Annotated in this window: 8 protein-coding genes; 3 read left to right on the top strand and 5 right to left on the bottom strand. The window is 68.0% G+C overall.

Translation table 11 applies throughout. From position 1 onward, the window contains the following. Positions 1-134: 134 nt before the first annotated feature. Complete coding sequence (locus OG982_RS29865) at positions 135-314, bottom strand: hypothetical protein (RefSeq protein WP_266793702.1); 180 nt, start codon at positions 312-314, stop codon at positions 135-137. A 258-nt stretch (positions 315-572) separates the two neighbouring features. Between OG982_RS29865 and OG982_RS29860 the strand changes: the two genes are divergently transcribed. Then, positions 573-4,292 carry a hypothetical protein gene (locus OG982_RS29860; protein ID WP_266950090.1) on the top strand — a complete coding sequence of 1,240 codons (3,720 nt, stop codon included), beginning with the start codon at positions 573-575 and terminating at the stop codon, positions 4,290-4,292. 41 nt (positions 4,293-4,333) lie between these two features. On the opposite strand, the gene OG982_RS29855 is transcribed toward OG982_RS29860, so the two are convergent. Further along, entirely contained in the window at positions 4,334-5,284 is a 951-nt protein-coding gene (locus tag OG982_RS29855) for a hypothetical protein (protein WP_266950089.1), read from the bottom strand. A gap of 397 nt (positions 5,285-5,681) precedes the next feature. Between OG982_RS29855 and OG982_RS29850 the strand changes: the two genes are divergently transcribed. Then, on the top strand, positions 5,682-5,906 hold the full coding sequence (locus OG982_RS29850) for a hypothetical protein (protein WP_266950087.1): 225 nt from the start codon (positions 5,682-5,684) through the stop codon (positions 5,904-5,906). 192 nt (positions 5,907-6,098) lie between these two features. Here the strand turns inward: OG982_RS29850 and OG982_RS29845 are convergent, their stop codons facing one another. The 3 genes from OG982_RS29845 to OG982_RS29835 form a co-directional block, all read right to left on the bottom strand. Continuing rightward, the gene (locus OG982_RS29845) at positions 6,099-6,575 is read right to left on the bottom strand and encodes an RNA polymerase sigma factor (RefSeq protein ID WP_266950086.1); all 477 of its coding nucleotides are present in this window, start codon (positions 6,573-6,575) and stop codon (positions 6,099-6,101) included. A gap of 38 nt (positions 6,576-6,613) precedes the next feature. Then, positions 6,614-6,952, bottom strand: coding sequence for a hypothetical protein (locus tag OG982_RS29840; RefSeq protein ID WP_266950085.1), 339 nt, complete (start codon positions 6,950-6,952; stop codon positions 6,614-6,616). A 509-nt stretch (positions 6,953-7,461) separates the two neighbouring features. After that, the gene (locus tag OG982_RS29835; RefSeq protein WP_266950084.1) at positions 7,462-10,635 is read right to left on the bottom strand and encodes a DNRLRE domain-containing protein; all 3,174 of its coding nucleotides are present in this window, start codon (positions 10,633-10,635) and stop codon (positions 7,462-7,464) included. A gap of 448 nt (positions 10,636-11,083) precedes the next feature. Here OG982_RS29835 and OG982_RS29830 point away from each other — a divergent pair, with 448 nt between their 5' ends. Beyond that, positions 11,084-18,661: a ricin-type beta-trefoil lectin domain protein gene (locus tag OG982_RS29830; protein ID WP_266950082.1), complete on the top strand. Its 7,578-nt coding sequence runs from the start codon at positions 11,084-11,086 to the stop codon at positions 18,659-18,661. Positions 18,662-18,666 lie beyond the last annotated feature (5 nt).

The following is an 18,666-nucleotide window of genomic DNA, read 5'->3' as shown; positions in this document are numbered from 1 at the left end:
TTCTCGACCTTGAGGAAAGACGAAGCACCAACACTCTCGAGTTCCAAGTCCCAGTGAACTCAGATGTGTTCGTGCTTCGTTCCCGTGTCGGATTGGGCTGCCGGCTGCCGGCAGCCGCGCGTCGATGGACGTCGTCACCTCGGCGGGCGGCGCCGTACGAGGATCGTGAGCGTCGCGCGGGCGTCGCGCCGGCGCTCCGGGCTGCGGGAGAGGACCGACGCCGCTGCCACGGTGACCACGGCGCCGGTGTAGGCGAGGCCGGTGGCGGCGGTCAGCGCGGCCGCGTCGTGGAGCACGGACGGCAGGACGGACATGGTGGATCCCCCTTGGACGGTCGCCCGGCGGTCTTGCCCGCCGGGCTTCGGTCCCACAGATATGCCGTGTCCGGAGGTCTTCCGGCGAAGTCCGGACAGCCGGATCGCCGGTAAGTAGCCTGGTCAGAGGGGCAGCAACGAATTTTCCGGAGAAGTTCCGGCAAGGCGACGGCGGGGGCGGGCACGTTGGAGCAGGACGCGTTCTTAACGGACTTCGCGCGAGAGCTGGAGAGTCTGTTCCGGGCAGCGGGTGGAGGCGTGGGAGGCCCGCTCACCCTCAAGAAGATCGTCAATGATCTGGGGGCGCAAGGCTTCAAGCTGTCGAACGGTCACATCGGTGACTGGCGCACCGGCCGCTCGGCGCCATCGGACCGCCACCAGCCCACAGCCCTCGCCCTGATCCGGTACCTCCACGGCGAAGCCGGCAAGCGATCGCCGGACTACCAACCCATCAGCCCGGGAGGGTGGCGCTCCTACCTCCAGGCCGCGCAGCAAGCCGGCAAGACGCGGCAAGGCGGCAGCGGGCCCCGCATCAACGCGACGTCCAGGGGCCGCTTCTTCGGCCACGCGGCAGAGGTGAAGCAGTACATCCAGCCGCGCGACTTCTCCGGCCGGCTCCAGGAACTGGACGCCCTCTCCGCATTCGCCGCCGACCGCCGCTCCCAGGGCGACTCCTATGCCCTGTGGCAGGCGGATCCGTGGTCCGGGAAGTCCGCGCTCCTGGCCTGGTTCGTGCTCCAGTACCTGCCGGTCGGCGTCGACGTCGTCCCGTACTTCATCACCCGGCGTCTGGGCACCGAGCACCCGGACACCTTCCGTACGACGGTGAGCCGGCAGCTCGCCGACCTCGTGGGCCGAGGAGCGCCCTCTCGCCTCGAAGACCTCTACGAGGCCGCCGCGCGCGCCGGCCGCGCCCTCGGCCGCACCCTGCTGCTCGTCGTAGACGGCCTGGACGCGGCCGCCGAACCCCGCGACGGCGGCTGGAGCATCGCCGCGATGCTGCCGAAGGAGCTTCCGCCGGGCATGCGCGTCGTCGTGTCCGGCAGACGGAACCCGCCCTTGCCGAGCGACGTGCCTCCCGACCACCCGCTGCGCGATCCCGCGATCGTTCGCAGGCTGACCGCCTCTCCGGAGGCTCGTGTCATCCGCGACATGGTGAAGAACGACCTGGACGCCCTGCTCAAGGACCGAGAGCTGGGCCGCCGCCTGCTCGGCCTGCTCACCGTCGCCCGGGGGAGCCTGAGCGGCGAGGAGCTGGCCGAACTCATCGGAGCCGACACCTTGCCGTACGACGTGATGGAACTGCTCCACGGCGTCACGGGCCGCAGCATGCGCCCCGACGACAGCGACCACCTGGCCCTGCGGGGCCCCGACTGGGGCGACGACCCCGCCCTGCGTACGTACGTACTCGCTCACGACGAGCTGCCCCGCGTGGCGGCGCAGCATCTCGGCACGGCGCAGCTGGCCAAGGCCGAGGGGATCCTGCACGCCTGGGCAGACCGGTACCGGAGGGAGGGCTGGCCCGAGCACACGCCGAACTACCTCCTGACCGGCTACACCCGCCTGGTGCAGCACAGCGGCGGCCCCGACCGGCTGGCCTCCCTCGTCTTCGACTTCCGCCGCCGGCAGCGGCAGGTGGCCGGCCTCGGGTCGGACCTTGCCCTCGCGGACATCGAGCTCGCCGCGGAGGCGGCCACCGGGGACACCCTGGACAGTCTGGCCGTCCTGGCGGGCGCGGCCGCATCGCGCTCGTTCCTGCTCCGGCACTCCCGGACCCTTCCGCGCGACATCCCCCGCGCGCTCGCCCGGCTCGGCGACGCACGCCGGGCCCGGGCTCTGGCGCTGGCCTCCCCGTACCCGTCCTCCAAGGCGGCGACGCTGGCCGAAGTGGCCCGCGTACTGGCCGACAGCGGCCACAAACAGGCGAGGGAGACGGCGCGGGAGGCGGTGGCATGGGCGAACACCGCCCGTCGCCAGGCACCGCTCCTCATCGCGGGCGATGAGGAGGCCGAGGCCGTCGTCGCCCAAGCGGCACTGGCCCTGATCGCCACCGGGCAGGACGAGGACGGCATCGAGCTCCTGCGCGGAACGCGCGGGTCGAACACGGCGCGGTACGAGGCGTGGGCGCAGGCGGCCGGACTCCTGGCCCCGCGGCAACCGGCAGGGGCGGCCCACCTCCTGGACGAGTTGGAGCACCAGGCGGGGGAAGCCGCGGAGCGCGCCGCCGAGGACACCGCGGAGGATCCCGCGACCGCGATCCAGCTCTGGGCACTCCTCGCGGCAGCCGCCCCGGACAGGCGCGAGCGCCTTCATGACCGGATCCTCGGCCACGCCCGGGACTGCTGGGCCGCGTCCCAGGACCTCCGAGACCTGGACGTCCTGTCGATCGCGGCCTCCACGCTGGCCGGCACGCGCCCCGAGGAGGCCGTGGCCTTGGCGGGACTGGCCGGGCAGCGGATCGAGTCGGTGTGTCGGACCCCCGCTTCGCTCTCGGTCGAGGACCGCGCCCACATCGAATGCGGGTTCCGGCTCACTCTCGTACGACTGGTCCGGGCACTGACCGAAACCGGGGCTTCGAGCGATCGGGTCCGGCAGCTGCTGGAGGGCGTGCCCGAGGAATTCCGGCAGGGATACGACAGGGCCGACTTCGTGGACGTGGTGATCACGCACGCGGAGACCGCGGACGGCGCTGCGGAGGCCGACCACACAGACGACTCAGACCACCCAGACGACTCAGACGACTCCGAGGACCTGGCGGTAGCGCAGGCCCAGCGGCTGGCGAGGGAAGCTGTCGCCCTTGCCGAACGGGACCGGGACGCGGAGGCGAGGCAGCGCCTGGACCACGCCCTCGCGCTGCTGCCGGAGATCGACACCGGTGCCGGGCACGCGCTGCCTTGGCTGCCTTCCCTCACCGGTGCGCTCGCGCGCGTCGGCCTGCCGCAGGACGCCGAAGTCCTTGCCGGCAAGCTGGCCACCCCCGGCAACCGGGCTCGCGCCCTCGCCGAAGCATCAATGGCGGCTGGGGCATCGGGGCGCGAGGCCGACGCGCGCAGGCTGGCCGATGAGGCGGCCCGCGCGGCGGTCGAAGCCCCGGAGGCCGGGGGAGGAGCCTGGGCCGTCGCGGCGCAAGCCCTGGCCCTCGTAGGGGAGGGCGGTGCGGCCAACGACCTCATTGACCGGACGGAGCCGGCCGAGCGGGCGCGTAAGACCTCGTGGCGGCAGGAGGCCGGGCGAGCCCGCGTCGTGGTCGCGGCAGGGCTCGCCGCTCACGATCCGGCAGCTGCGGCCAGGATCGTGGACGCGGCCCGGGCGCGCCTGGAAGCGACGAAGACGCTGCCGGGGCGGGCTGCTGCCCTGCTCGCACACCTCGGCGAACTCACTGCCGCGGCGGCCGAGACGGACGAGCCGTGTCGGGATCGGCTCCGGCGGGCCATCGGCGACGCGCGTGCTGAGGCGCCGACGAATCCTCAGGAGTGGCAGGCCGCGACCGTGCTCGTCGACGCCGTACTCCGCATCGGCGACGGCGAGGACGTCCGCACCCAACTGGACTGGCTCGAGCGCGATGCCCGGGTCGGGCGTACGGGACAGTTCCCCTTGGCAGGACTCGCGGTCCTCCACACGTTGCTCGGCGACACCGACGCGGCGACACGAGCGGCCGAGCGCATCGAGGATCCGCAAGGGCGCGCGGCGGCGTTCGCCGCCGTGGCGGGGCACTTGGCCCGCGTACCGCCCCGCTTGACGCCCGCCAGGTACCCCGCGGGCCCCGACCCGTTCACGCAGACGCTCCGGATCCTGGCCCTGGCGGCCGCCCCGGACGTTCCCGGCGCCGTGGTGACGACCGCGGCGTTCCTCCGGAGAGCGGTGACGGGCCCGGGCTGGCACACCGCCCTGCCCGTGCTGGCGGAGCTTGCCCCGGAAGCGGTCACGCAGGTCCGCGACATCACCTTCGCGCACCTGGGCATCGACAGCACTGCCTGAAGCTCCCGGGATTGCGCGTCCACCTTCGCCCAGACAGCCGGTCACAGGGCCTCGGACGACCATATCGGGCTGTCCGGTCGATCGGTCGCAGCCTGTTCCTGGTCAGGGCGCGCCTCGGCCTTGCACACCAAACAGACCAGCCACATGCCCAGGAAGACAACGAGGGAGTGCAAGCCGACCGCCAGCCAGGGCGCCGGCGCACCCGTCACCCACAACCCGAAAGGCAGTGCGCCGGCGCACACGGCGCTGACGGGGGCGGCGTGTCGGTAGCTGCTGCGCGGTGGGTCGTAGCGGTCGAGATCCACGGGCGAGGATGGGAAGAGGACCGGTTTCTCGGCCAGGAAGACGCTCTCTCTGGCCAGTTGAGCGGCCCTTCGGCCGGCTTGTGCGCGGAAGTGGGAGTACCGGTCGACGTAGATGTCAGGAACAGTTCGCTCAATGCTCGGCGAAGGCATGACCTCCCAGCCCTTACGGTCTGCTTCTTCGTAGGTTGCGGCGATCTGCTCGGCCAGTTTCCGCCACCCCGCGACACCCGTGACCTCGGCCAAGCCCGCCAGGTGAGGAAGCAGCTCGCTCAAGGTGTGTCTGTTGAACTTCTCGTGGGCCTCGTGCTCGGTGAAAAGCAGGATCAGACGGCGTAGATAGTCCGTGAGATCGACCCAGCAGGCCGCTGGACCGTAACCGAACTTCTGCCTGGCGTTGGGCAAGGAGCGATCGAGTTCGCCGAGTGGTAGCTCAGCGGCGCGTAGAGCCCGGTGACGAGCGCGGTCCTGCTTGGCTTGTATCTGGTCAGCGACTATGTGCAGGCGATCCGGCTTGTGCGCGGCGATCGCCATGGCTTCTTCCGCCTCGCCCTTCCTCCGGGCCAGAGCCTTGCTTCCCGAAGCCTCCAGATGCCGATAGGCCAGTGCCCATCGCAGCTCCCAGTACTCGACGTGCTCGGGCTCGGCCCCCTTGAATTCCAGCAGTCGGCGCAGCGTGTCGAGCGCCACGAGTCTCTGACCGCTGCAGACCCTGGACAGTTCGGCCGGGCTCAACAGAGCGCCGGAGCCTCTGTAGGAGCTCCCCACGAGTTCTCGTAACTCCCGGGCAAACTCCCGCATGTGCGGATCGCGCCCGGTCACGTCCAGGCTCTTCCGAGGCCGTCCTCTTCCCCGGGCCTGTGCTTGGCCATCGTCCCTGCCGGGACCCCCCTGCCCTGACATGACATGACGCTACCCACGCTTCCACGACGGGAAGCAAAAATTCTGACCAGCGCTTTCGTCCAGGGAACAAAAGTCATCTTCCACCGCTGACGCCGCGCGGTTACGAAGGATGCGAGCTCGGCCCGCACGGTCGCTTGAACAGCCGACGGGCAGCTCAACCCCTCGTACCTACCGGAAGGACACCATGAGTAGGAACCGTCAGCGCCTGCACTCCGACCGCGTCCTGGACATGATCGTCTTCCTCTCGATTCTGGCTGCTGGTGTCGTGCTCACTCTGCTCGGCGTTTCGGCAGGCTCCATAGCCGGCATCGCGGCCGCCCTCGCTACGCTCTACGGGGCGTGGACGACCACGCGGGAGCGACAGTCTCGGCCCCCCAGCGGCCGAGGACCGGATGACCGCGCCCACTAGAAGGTGCCGGCACGGTCGCTGCGCCCCAGTCCCAGGTGATCTGCTGATGAGCGGGTACGGGCTGGGGCTGTGGGAGCCGCTCGACCGGATGGCTCCGGGAGCGAGGCAGTGGACGTTCAAGCCGATCCCGGTGTCGGCCGTCGTGTGGCTGTCCGAGCGGTGGAGCAGCCGGACGTCCCTCAGGCAGAGAAACTATCCAAGTAGAAGCAGGTGCAGCTTCTTCCGGGCGTGCCGAAGGTTCGATCGAACCGTTGCCGGTGTCATTTCCAACAAATCGGCTATCTCTGAAACGCTGTAGTCGGCAGCGAAAAGGCGCATGATGGTCGCCTGTCGTGCAGGCAGGCGCTTCAGGGCTTCCAGAACGTCCACCGCGGTCGCTACCTCCGCGTCCATCGAATGCGGTGCGGCGAAATCCGGGACATCACGCACCAAGGTTTCGCGAATCGTGGTCGTCGTTTTCCGTCGAAAGAAGTTCCGAGCGGCGACCATTCTCACCCAGGCCTTCGGATGTTGCACGTTCATGCCACCCCTGAGAGCCTGCAGCAGGCTGAGCATGGCATCCTGCACGGCCTCCTCGGCCTCTGCTGGCTGGGCGCCCAGGTAGAGCAGGTGCAGTCGAGTCCGAGGGGCCAGGTCGACGAACAGCGCAGCGAACTCGGCATCAGCCACAGAGGCCTGATGCCGAGTCGCCTCAGGATGTTCCGCGGTCAGCTCTCTTCCTCCGTCGACACCTGTCCGGCGTCGGACTCGGACGCAGCCGGGTCCGACGGCCGGGGAGCTCTGTCCCAGAACTTGGTGAAGAAGTGATCCATGAGCTTGCTCCCGGTCATCTTCGCCTTGCTCGCGGTTCCCCAGGACAAGAAGCCGCCGAGACCGACCCACGAACTCACAAGAGCCGTCTCGCGATACCCCTCGAGAGCAGGGGGGATCTCCGGGAAGATGACGCCGGCCATGAAGAAGAACAGAATCAGGCCGCCGAACCAAATGATTCCCTGCGTCGTCGCACCATGCCGAGGCGGCGCAGGGTCGGAAGTCAACAGAGCCAAGGAATGATCTCCTGTCCCATGGTTGGAGATCGCCCCGCCGCCCCCACTCGGGCTAGTGATCGAAGTACGGCAGGGCAACCAGTCGATTTGATCGACCACACATAGTGAAGCACTGGTTACTGAGCAACACAAAAAACCCGGCAGGGTACAGCTACCTGTCGGGTTGTTGCGTTATGGGTCGATAGCGGCAAATTTATGCTAGTGGGCCGCGCCCAACTTTCGGGCCCCGCCGCCTTCATCTCAGCCCGAGTGGGGACGGCGGGACCCATGGGACAGGTCCGACCAGCCGACCCGTCACACACCTAGTGCGCGGAGAAGGCCAGAACGTGCAAAGGCAATACCAACCCTTTTTCATCCTCTTTACGTGCGCGGAGCTGGTCCCTCTCGATCTGGGAGTTCCCGCCCGGGAGTCGTGTCAGCCTTGAGGGGGGCTGGTCGACTGCCGGGCGGCCATGGTGATTCGGCTTCGCTTGGGGGATTGCCGCGTCAGGACGGATCTCCGGGTGGTGTCAGCCGATGCTGCGGATGGTGTTCCAGCCGCCGGTGCCGACGGTCTTCCAGTCGCCGTGCGTGGCGGTGCCTCCGGCGTAGAGGTAGAGGTTGCCGTCGGTCTTGGCGAGCCAGAAGTCGGGGACGCCGTCTCCCGTGACGTCGGGTGTGCCGCGCAGGAGGGGCCAGGTGGCGCGGCTCCAGCCGGTGGCTCCGTAGGCGAGGTCCTGGCCGCCGTTGGAGGCGGCGGCGCTGGCGAGCGAGTTCAGGTCGACGCCTCCCTTGGCGCCGGGCTTGCCCTTGCGCAGGGCGAGGCCGCGGCTGGGCATGGAGTCGTCGCGGAAGACGAGGTCGGGGACGCCGTCTCCGGAGACGTCGCGGACGTGCATGATGTCGCGCTTGGCCCAGTCGGCTCCGCCGATCTGCTGGGCGGCGGAGAAGCTGGCTCCGGTGTAGCCGCTGAAGGCCCACAGGGTTCCGGTGTCGGTCACGGCGAAGACATCGGCCATCGCGTCGCCCGTGACGTCTTCCGTGACGACGAGCTGGGTGAAGGTGGCCGGGTCGGGTGAGCCTTGGGGCATGAGGACGTCCATGCGGCGGCTGGTGTCGAAGCGGCCGCTGCCGTCACCGGGGTAGGCGTAGAGCTTTCCGTCGGGCATGCGGGCGATCAGGTCGGTGATGCCGTCGCCCGGGAACCAGTCGGTGGAGTGGCCGATGAGCGCGCTCTTTCCGGTGGCGGCGTCCTTCCAGTACCCGTCGGCGACGGGCTGGCCGGCGTTGGTGGCGGCGGGCATGGAGGCGTCGATGTCGCCGCGGTTGTCGCCCGGGTAGGTACGCAGGTTGCCGTCGGCGTCGATGGCGAGGATGTCCGGCAAGGTGTCACCGGTGACGTCGCCCGGGGTGTCGAGTTTGTCGCCGGGGCGGACGTAGAAGAGGTAGGTGGAGGGAGCGGAGACGTTGCCGGACTTGTCCACGGTCCGGGCGTAGAGGACGTTGGGCCCCGAGTTCTGGGGAGTGACCTGCACGGTCGCGGTATCGCCTGAGGAGGGCGTGGCCTTCTGGTCGAAGCTGGGGCGGTTGATGCTCCACTGGTACTCGCGGATCTCCTCGGCCTTGGCGCCGTTGCCGAGGAAGCGGACCGTTCCCGGCGCCGGGAATCGGCCGGCGCTCCATTCGGCCCCGTCCGGGCCGGGGGAGGGGAAGTCGGTGGAGGAGAACGCGGGTGAGCTGGGGGCGACGTGGTCGATGCTGAAGGTGCACCAGGAGTCGGTGCCGGCGGGTCCGCCGCGCGAGTACGCGCCGTCGGTGTCGTAGGCGGAGGCGGCCCAGGAGTACTGCGCGTTGTGGGTGAAGGACGACCAGGGGATCGTCACCTTGACCGTGCCGCTGCTGTCCGGTTCGAGATGCTTTCCGAATACCGTGGCGCCGTCGGACTTGCGCCAGATGTCGATGTAGATGCTCTTCAGGTTGTCGTCGGGGTCGGAGCTCTTGGCCTGGAAGGTCAGGTCGCTCTTGCCGATGCTGGGAACCGGGCTGCCGATGCTGCACGTGCCGCCGGGGAAGGTCTGCATGTCGGCCTGCGTCGGTTCGGCGGGGGGCCGGTTGAACTCGATGTCCAGATACGGAGCGCTCTCGCCGTTCGCGAGGAACTTGGCCCAGGACTTCGCCGAGCTCTCGTTCTTCGCGCGCAGTCCCAGGGACATGCTCGGCCATCCGCCCGCGGCGGCGTCCTTCACGAACGGCAGGACGTCGACGGCCACCCAGCTGTCGGGGCACGAGCTGTTCCACCCGTGCCCGGTTTCGCCGGCGGCGATCCAGCGCCCCCAGAACGCCGCGTCGGTGCTGTTCTTCCAGTTGCTGGAACTGGTGGCGAGAGGGGTTCCGTGGACGTCGAAGGCGTAGCTGTCGCAGGACCACGAGTAGGTCTGCAGGAGCCGTACCCTCGCTGAGGTGACGGTGGCTCCGTGCAGGCGGGAGTCCAGGTAGAAGTTGAACACCGAGCGGGAGAGGCCGCTGCTGTCGGACTCGTAGCCGACGCGGGCCTCGTTGGTGCCGTCGTTGAAGTTCTGCCCGTTGAAGAAGCTTGAGCTCGGGTACTTGGCGTAGAGCAGGGTCCAGCTGTGCTTGCGGACGGTGAAGGGCGGGTCGATGAGGAGGGGGTAGACCGTGTCCGCATCGTTGACCAGCCTGCTGTCCGGCTTCAGCTTGAGGATGTTGTCCGCGCTGAGCTCGGCGTCGGCCACACCCGTGTGGGCGTCGGTCTGAGGGCCTCCCAGGGCGGGAAGTCCCAGGGCGGGGTGGTCCTTCGCGAGCGGCGAGACCTCCTTCTTCTCGCCCTCGGTCACACGTGCTTCGCCGGCGGAGTCCCACATGAACGGGCTGGGCGACGCCGCCACCTCCTGGCCCTCGCCGTTCTGGGCGCTGACAGCCTTGGACTCGGGGTCCAGGTGGAAGGTGAGGTCGGGGGAGCTGAGCCCGTAGTTCAGCTCGGTGAGCAGCGGGTCGGCGGCAGCCTGCTTGTCGTGGACGATCAGGACGTGGCCGTAGCCGCCGTCGCGGGCGGTCAGCAGCAGGTCGATTCCCGGCCGGACGTTCTCGTACAGGGCGCGCGGGCCGTCGATGACGGGGGCGGGGAGCTTTCCGGGCCATTTGACGACGACGTCATGGCCTTCGCTGGTGAGGCGGACCAGCTCGGTCCACTCGGGCTCGGGCGCGCGCGTGGACGGGCCTTGGTGCGCGGCGGTGATCACGCCGGAGCCGCTCAGGTTCGTACGGGCGACCGCGCGGGAGGCACGTCCGCCGGCAGACGCAGGGGAACTGGCGTTCTTGGCGGTGCCCGGGCTGAAGACGAGGGGGTTGTTGACCGCCTTGGGGGCGTAGCCGCCCTCGACACGCTGGAGGGTGGTGTCGATGTCCTTCCAATCACCACCGACCTTGGCCCGGACGGTGCCGTTGTGGATGCGCATCTTCATCTTGCCGTCGGGCTTGGCCCAGGTGGTGCTGTCGGCGGTTCGCTCCGCGGTGACCTCGACGTCCTTGCCGGTCTTCTTGGCCTCGCGGGAGGCCTCGGCCGCCTCGACCGGGCGCCCCGGACGCTGGGCCTTCACGGGCTTGCCGCCGTCATGGGCGGTGAGGTGGATGCCCAGCGGCACAGCCAGCGCGGCCGCGGCGAGCACGGCGACAGCGGCCGCCACGCGCCTGCGGCCACTCCACCGTGGGCGGCGACCACCGTTCACAGGATCGGGCGGCGAGTTTTCCTCAAATGGCTGTGAATCGGCCACGTCTTTTTCTCCCCCCTCAGGCACAGATCATCGGCCCTCGGTACTCGCATTAATTCGGCCACGTTGGCCGGAAAGGAAAGGCGGCTCCCCAGTCGCCTTTCGCGCAGAAATGTGCGAGCTGAGCATGGACCATCTCTGAGGTTTCGTCACCTCGCCTCATTCGAGCAAAACCCCAGGTCGCAGGCGATATGAGTGGATCATCCCAAGATTTACGCGCAATAAAGTGACTAAGCCCACAGAGATCCTCCAGCTATGGATTTCCGGCACGCCGGGATTGCAGAATCAGCTGGCTATTTGTCAGTCCCCTGTCAGGTTCGGACTTTTGAGAGTTCCGGGCCGGCAGCGGCGTGGGGGGGTCCACATGTCGCCGTTCTCGGCGAACAACTTCCGCCTGCCCAAAACCAGGTCGGCGCGCAGCAAACGCGCTGGCCTGGCACGGAGAACAGGCGTCACACTGTCCGTCCTTCTGATGGCCTCACTGCTGCCGGCCCAGGCATGGGCGGCGCCACCGGGCGACCGCTCCGCCCTCGAGCTGCCCGCCCTGCAAAAGGAACCCAAGGCCAAACTCGACGAGGCCGCGGCGGCGAAGCTGCACGGCTGGGCGGGCGCGCCCGTGACGCCGCCCGCCGAGTACGAGCCGAGCCAAGTCAGCCCTCCTGCGGCGGGTTCGGCCGATGTCGCGCTCGCGCCGGCCACGGGCGACCAGCTCGTACAGGTCGGCTCCCTTCCCGTCGCGATCGGCAAGGCCTCCCCGACCGAGGAGAACCCCGCGCCGCCTGCACCCTCGGGTACGTGGTCGGTGTCGGTCGAAGCGCGCGCCGCCACCGAGGCCGCCGACGTCGACGGCGCGATCATCAAGGTGACCCCGCCCGCCCAGGGCTCCACCCCGGTCGACGTCCAGTTGGACTACAAGAAGTTCGAAGACCTGTACGGCACCGAGTGGTCCAGCCGCCTGGAGCTCAAGCAGCTCCCGGAGTGCTTCCTGACCACTCCCGACCTGCCCGAGTGCACGGCAGCCCAGGACGTGCCCAGCACGAACGACCCCGACAAGGGCACGGTCCGCGCCACCATCGATCCGGCCAGCGCGCCGTCGCAGGGCATGCGGACCATGTCGGGCGGCGGCCCGGTCGTCCTCGCGGCCTCCGACGGCGCCTCCGGCGCGGGTGGTACCTACACGGCGACTTCTCTGTCCCCCACCAGCTCCTGGACGGCGGGCGGCAGCGGCGGCGGCTTCTCCTGGACGTATCCCCTGACCGTTCCCGCGCCTCCGGCCGGACCGGCCCCGAAGATTGCTTTCTCCTATTCCTCCCAGGCGGTCGACGGCAAGACGTCCGTGGCCAATGGCCAGGCCTCCTGGGTCGGCGATGGCTGGGACTACGAACCCGGCTTCATCGAGCGCCGCTACCGTTCCTGCGCCGACGACCGCAAGGACACCCCGGCCAAGCCCAACAACGACAACGCCACGGACAAGAAGAAGGGCGACCTGTGCTGGGCGGGCGACAACGTCGTGATGTCGCTGGGCGGCTCCAGCACTGAACTCGTCCACGACGCCACGTCCGGCCAGTGGATTCCCGCATCCGACGACGGCTCGAAGATCGAGCGCAAGACTGACTCAACCGTGGCCAACGGTGCCAAGGACGGCGAGTACTGGGTCGTCACCACCCGCGACGGCACGAAGTACCACTTCGGTCGCCACGACGTCGACGGATCCGGCAGCCGAGCCGTCACGAACTCCGTCTTCACCGTCCCAGTCTTCGGCAACCACCCCGGCGAGCCCTGCCACCAGACGGCCTACGCAAACTCCTCGTGCACCCAGGGCTGGCGTTGGAACCTCGACTACGTCGAGGACGTCAACGGCAACGCCATGGTCATCGACTGGGCCAAGGAGACCAACCACTACGCCAAGAACAGCAAGTTCAAGGAGAAGGTCTCCTACGTCCGCGGCGGCTACCCCACCACCATCTCCTACGGCCTGCGCGCGAGCGACCTCTCCGGCGCACCGGCCGGCAAAGTCGCGTTCACCGTCGCCGAGCGCTGCGTCAAGCAGGGCAGTACCACCTGCTCGGACGCCGAGTTCGAGTCGAAGAACTACGGAGACAAGCAGCCCTGGTGGGACACACCGTCCACCCTCCACTGCAAGGCCGACGCGAAGAACTGCTTCATCGGCTCCCCGACCTTCTGGACGCGCAAGCGCCTGACCGCTGTCACCACCTACGGCCAGCGCACCGAAGGCTCCACCGACCTGTCCCTCGTGGACCGGTGGAACCTGACCCAGTCCTTCCCCGAGCAGCGCGGCGACACCCACCCGCCGCTGTGGCTGGAGTCGATCACTCGCACGGGTTACGGCACGTCCCTGGACACCTCGGGAAACCAGACCTCCACAAGCCTTCCACCGGTGTCCTTCCTCGCGAATGTGCAGGACATGCCCAACCGCGTGGCCAAGAGCTCCGGTGACGCCACTCCCGACTTCGACCGTCTGCGCGTGGAGACCATCCGCACCGAAACCGGTGGTGAGATCTACGTCGGCTACTCCGCACCCTGCGCGGTCGGTACCACCCACCCGAAGCCCGAGGAGAACACCACCCGCTGCTATCCCGTCCACTGGTCGCCGGACGGGGAGCTGGAGAAGCCGCCGCTGGAGTGGTTCAACAAGTACGTCGTCGACCGCGTCGTCGAGAAGGACCGCGTCGCCCGCCAGCCTGACGTCACCACCAGCTACACCTATGAGGGCGACGCTGCCTGGGCGAAGGACAGCGACGAGTTCTCCAAGCCCGAACTCCGCACGTACAACCAGTGGCGCGGCTACGCCGGCGTCGTCGTGACGAAGGGCGTCACCGCCAACGCGGGCAATCCCGACGCCACCGTGCAGTCACAGACCCGTACCCGCTACTTCCGCGGCATGTCCTCTGACGCGGGCCGGCCCAAGATCACGCTGAAGGACTCCACCGAGTCCGAAGACCTCGGCGAGGACATCCCTCCGTACCAAGGCCTGGCGGCCGAGAGCATCACGTACTCCAAGCCGGGCGGCGAGGTGGTCTCCCGCTCCCTCACTTGGCCCTGGAGCCAGAAGGTCGCCTCTCGGCCCCGCGACGGCACGACGCCCCTGGAGGCTTACCGCACGGGTACCGCACGCAAGGACAGCATCGAGAACGTCAGCGGCGGAGCCACGCGGACACATCGCACGCACACCACCCATGAGACCGGCTACGGCCTCGTCCAGAGCGTCCAGACCGAGGCCGTGACCTCGAACGGCACCGGTGGCTCGAAGACCAGCGACCAGGTGTGCGTCACCACGGCGTACGTCCACAACACCGACAAACACCTGATCGGTCTGGCCGAACGCGTTCGCACCACCGCCGGATCATGTGAGGAGTCGGGCTCCGGCCCCCTCCTTTCAGACACCCGCACGTCCTACGACGCGCTCAACGCCTTCGGGACAGCCCCGACGAAGGGGCTGGCCTACCAGGTCGACACGAACGACGCGGCCGGCACAGGCTGGGTCACGACGGCCCGTACGGAGTACGACGCACTCGGACGCTCCGTCAAGGTCTTCGATGCCGCGGGCAACCCCGTCTCGACCGCCTACAGCCCCGCCACTGGTCCGGCTTTCACCGTGACCAGCACCAACGCGATCGGCCACACGACCGCGACCAAGAGCGACCCCGGCCGCGGCCAGCCACTCCAGGACACCGACGTCAACGGCCGCAAGGTCACGACGACCTACGACAACCTCGGGCGTTCCACGGCGGTCTGGACTGCCTCACAGAAGCCCGCAACGGACAAGGCAGCCTTCACCTTCGGGTACGAGATCTCCGAGCACGAGGCTCCGGTCGTCACCAGCGGCACGCTGCAGGACGACGGCACGTACACCAAATCGGTCGCGATCTACGACGGTCTCTTGCGCCCGCGCCAGACCCAGGGACAGGCCCTCGGCGGAGGCCGCCTGATCACCGACACCCTCTACAGCGCCAACGGCACGGTCCGGCGCACCAACAACGGCTACTACGCCGAAGGAACACCGTCGAAGGACATCTTCGTACCCGAGTCCGTCTTCCACGTGCCGAACGCGACCGCCACGGCATACGACGGGCTCGGCCGGGCCGTCCGCAGCACCACCCTGCACGCGGACGTCCCCCAGTACTCCTCCACCACCCAGTACGCGGGAGACTGGACCCTCACCAGATCGGCCATGTCCGTGGACGGCACCACCCCACTCAAGGGCAGCCGCGCCGCCAAGACATCGACCGACCCGCTCGGCCGCACCACGGCCATCGAGCACGCCACGTCGAGCGACCTCAGCAGCTGGACCAAGACCGCCTACAGCTACGACCTGCGGAACAAACTGACATCCGTCACCGACGCGGCCGGAAACCAGTGGACCTATGGATATGACGCCCGCGGCCGGCAAACCTCGTCCAGCGACCCCGACACCGGGCAGTCCTCCTTCGGCTTCAACCAGCTCGACCGGCAGGTCTGGGCGAAGGACTCGAGCGGCCGTACCCAGTACAGCACCTACGACGCTCTGGGCCGCAAGACCGAGCTGCGCGACGACGCCGCCAACGGACCACTGGTCGCCTCCTGGACCTTCGACTCGCTCCCCGGCGCCAACGGCAAGCCCGTCGCCTCGATCCGCTACGAGGGCGGCGTCGAGTACAGGAGCGAGGTAACCGGATACGACGCCGAGTACCGGCCGACCGGATCCAAGATCACGATTCCGGACGCGCCCGCGACGAAGGGCCTCGCGGGCACTTACGTCTACAGCACCACCTACACACCGACTGGCAAGGTCCAGTCGACGACAGTCCCGGCCACCCCGGGCGGCCTGGCCGCCGAGAAGCTGATCACCCGTTACAACGGCGACGGCATGCCCCAGACCCTGTCGGGTCTGTCGTGGTACACCGCCGACGTCAAGTACAGCCCCTTTGGCGAGGTCCTGCGCACTGCCTCCGGCAGTGCACCCAACCGAGTGTGGACCACCAACCTGTATGACCCGAACACCGGCCGGATCAACCAGTCGATCAACGACCGGGAGACGGCCAACTCCCACCGCATCAGCGACGTCTCCTACACCTACGACGCCGCGGGGAACATCACCTCGGTTGCGGACTCGCAGCCCGGCGGCCGCACCGACCGCCAGTGCTACGCGTACGACCCGATGGGCCGGCTCACGCAGGCCTGGACAGGGAAGACCGAGGCCTGCTCGGGCCCCAGCCTGGCTGACGTCACACCGGGCCCGGACGGTGACGGCTTCTGGCAGGAATATCAGTTCGACGCGATCGGCAACCGCACCAAACTCATCAACCACGATCTCTCCGACGCGGCCCTGGACGACGTCACCACGTACAGCTACGGCGTGACGGTCGCCGGAAACGGCACCCGGCCGACGACCACCATCCAGCCCCATGCCTTGACCAAGGCCGCGAAGACCACCAAGAAGCCGGGCTCCACGATCGACTCGGTCTCCACCTACGAGTACGACGCGTCAGGAAACACCAAGAGTCGGCGCATCGACGGCGACACCCAGATCCTGAACTGGGACCGGCGCAACAAGATCACCTCCGCCTCCAGTCCAGGCATCGGAGCCGTCGCGGTCAAGGGCCTGTCGGGCAAGTGCCTCGATGTCGACGGAGGCAACTCGGCCGACGGCACCCGGGTCCAGCTGTGGCCGTGCAACGAGACCAAAGCCCAGCAGTGGCGCCTGACCGGTGAAACCGTCCAGGCCCTCGGCAAGTGCCTCACCGCCCAGAACGGTGAGGCTCGCATCACCACCTGCGACGGCAGCGACAAGCAGAAGTTCATCTACCGGCCCGGCGACAAGTCTCTCTACAACCCGGCCACCAATGCCTGCATCGACGTCCCCCACAGCAACGACGCAAGCGGAACCGATCTGCTCGTGTACGCCTGCAGCACCGGCGCCAATCAGCAGTGGACCTTTGACGCCACCACCAGCTACATCTACGACGCCGACGGCAACCGGCTGATCGAGGAAACCGGCAGCGCACGCACCCTGTACCTCGGCGAAGCAGAGATCACCGTCAACAAGGCCGGCCAGGCCATCGATGCCGTCCGCTACTACGGCAGCTCGGGCAGCCCCACTACGGTTCGTCAGACCAATGGCAGGTCCGAAGGCCACAACTTGGCGGTCCTGCTCACCGACCACCACAACACGGCCACCACCACGGTGGACCTGGCGGCAGGACAAGGCGTAACCCGCCGCAAATCCGACCCCTACGGAAATCCGCGCGGCGCCCAGCCCGCAGACTGGCCGGGCAGCCGCACCTTCCTCGGCACCGGCGTCGACGATTCCGACACGAGCCTGACTCACATCGGCGCCCGCGAGTACGAGCCCACCACCGGGCGCTTCATCTCCGTCGACCCGGTGATCGACATCACCGATCCGATCCAGATGAACGGGTACACGTACGCCAACGGCAACCCGATCACCGGCTCCGACCCAAGCGGTCTCAAGGCCGACAACTGTGCGTACCACTCGAGTTGCACCGCGAACGGCGGAACCCTCTATGAGGAGGACCCCCTCGGCTCAGGCGGTGGCAGTGACGAGCGCAGCAGCCTGGACAACGACTACAACCCACCACCGCCCGGAAAGAACAGCACCTCAGGCAAGGGCGGGAAGAGCAAGCCGGCCAAGGACTGCGGCTTCTTCTCCAAGTGCAACCTGAACAAGACGGTCAAGAAGGGCAAGGCCTTCTGGCACGAGAACAAGGTGGCGATCGTAACGATCGGCACCGAGATCATCGTCGGAGGCGTATGCGTTTCAGCCGCAGGTGCGGCCGGTCTCGCCACAGGAGGCGTCGGCTTCGCAGCGGCAGCCGGCTGCGGGGCGATCGCCGGAGCCGCAGGCTCGGCAGTCGGCAACGCCATGAACCCGAAGGCCGACCACAGCACCACGGGTGTGCTGAAGGACATGGGCCTGGGAGCGGTCACCGGAGGCGTCGGCGGAGTCATGGGAGCGGCGGCGGCGCCCGCGGTCACAGCCTTGGGCAAGGCAGGGGGCAAGGGTCTGGGCAAGCTGTTCTCCAAGGCCGGATCATGCCCCACTCCCAACAGCTTCATCCCGGGCACTCTCGTCCTCATGGCCGACGGTTCGACCAAACCGATCGAAGACCTTGAGCCGGGCGACAAGATCCTCGCCACGGATCCCGAGACCGGCGAGACGGCCGCCGAAGACGTGACCGCGACCATCCTCGGCGCAGGTTCCAAAAACCTCGTCGAGATCACGGTGGACACTGACGGCGCCGACGGTTCCGGCACCGACGTCATCACGGCCACTGACAAGCACCCCTTCTGGGCTGCCGACATTTCCACATGGGTGGACGCCACCGACCTCCAGCCAGGCCAATGGCTCCAGACCAGCGCCGGCACCCACGTCCAGGTCACGGCAATCCGTCGCTGGACAACCCTTCAGGCAGCTGTTCACAACCTCACCATCGCCGAACTCCACACGTACTATGTGCTGGCGGGTGCCACGCCGGTCCTGGTACACAACTGTGGCCCTGGGGTTGCAAGTGAAGACGATGCAATGCTCGCGCTCGGTCGTGCGGAAGAACTGCAAGCATCTCGCAGCGATTACTTCATGGCGGACGTGAAGGGCACCACAGCGGTAATCGGTGTCTTTAACTCGAAAACGAAGACATTCGTCAATCGCATTGGAATCAACGGAGATGGTGCCATGCCTTCCGGGTGGACACTCCGGCCAGGAGAAGAGTTCGTGCAGGCTGCTGGGCATGCCGAGCAAGGGATTCTTAGCAGCTTGGGGCCCAATGAGCATGCCGTGTTCGGTGCAGCGTCGAGGAATTTCTGTGTCAGCATCTGCTCCCCCATGTTGAACGTCCGTGGGGTAACAGTGGGTGGTGCGGGGATGCGTGGCCATGCTGCACAGAACTCACCGTTCACAATCTTCTGGGCTACTGGAGGCTAGAGGGA

The sequence above is a fragment of the Streptomyces sp. NBC_01551 genome (assembly GCF_026339935.1).
Lineage (GTDB): Bacteria > Actinomycetota > Actinomycetes > Streptomycetales > Streptomycetaceae > Streptomyces.
The sequence above is the reverse complement of the archived record's forward strand: the minus strand, read 5'-3'. Positions and strand labels throughout refer to the sequence as shown.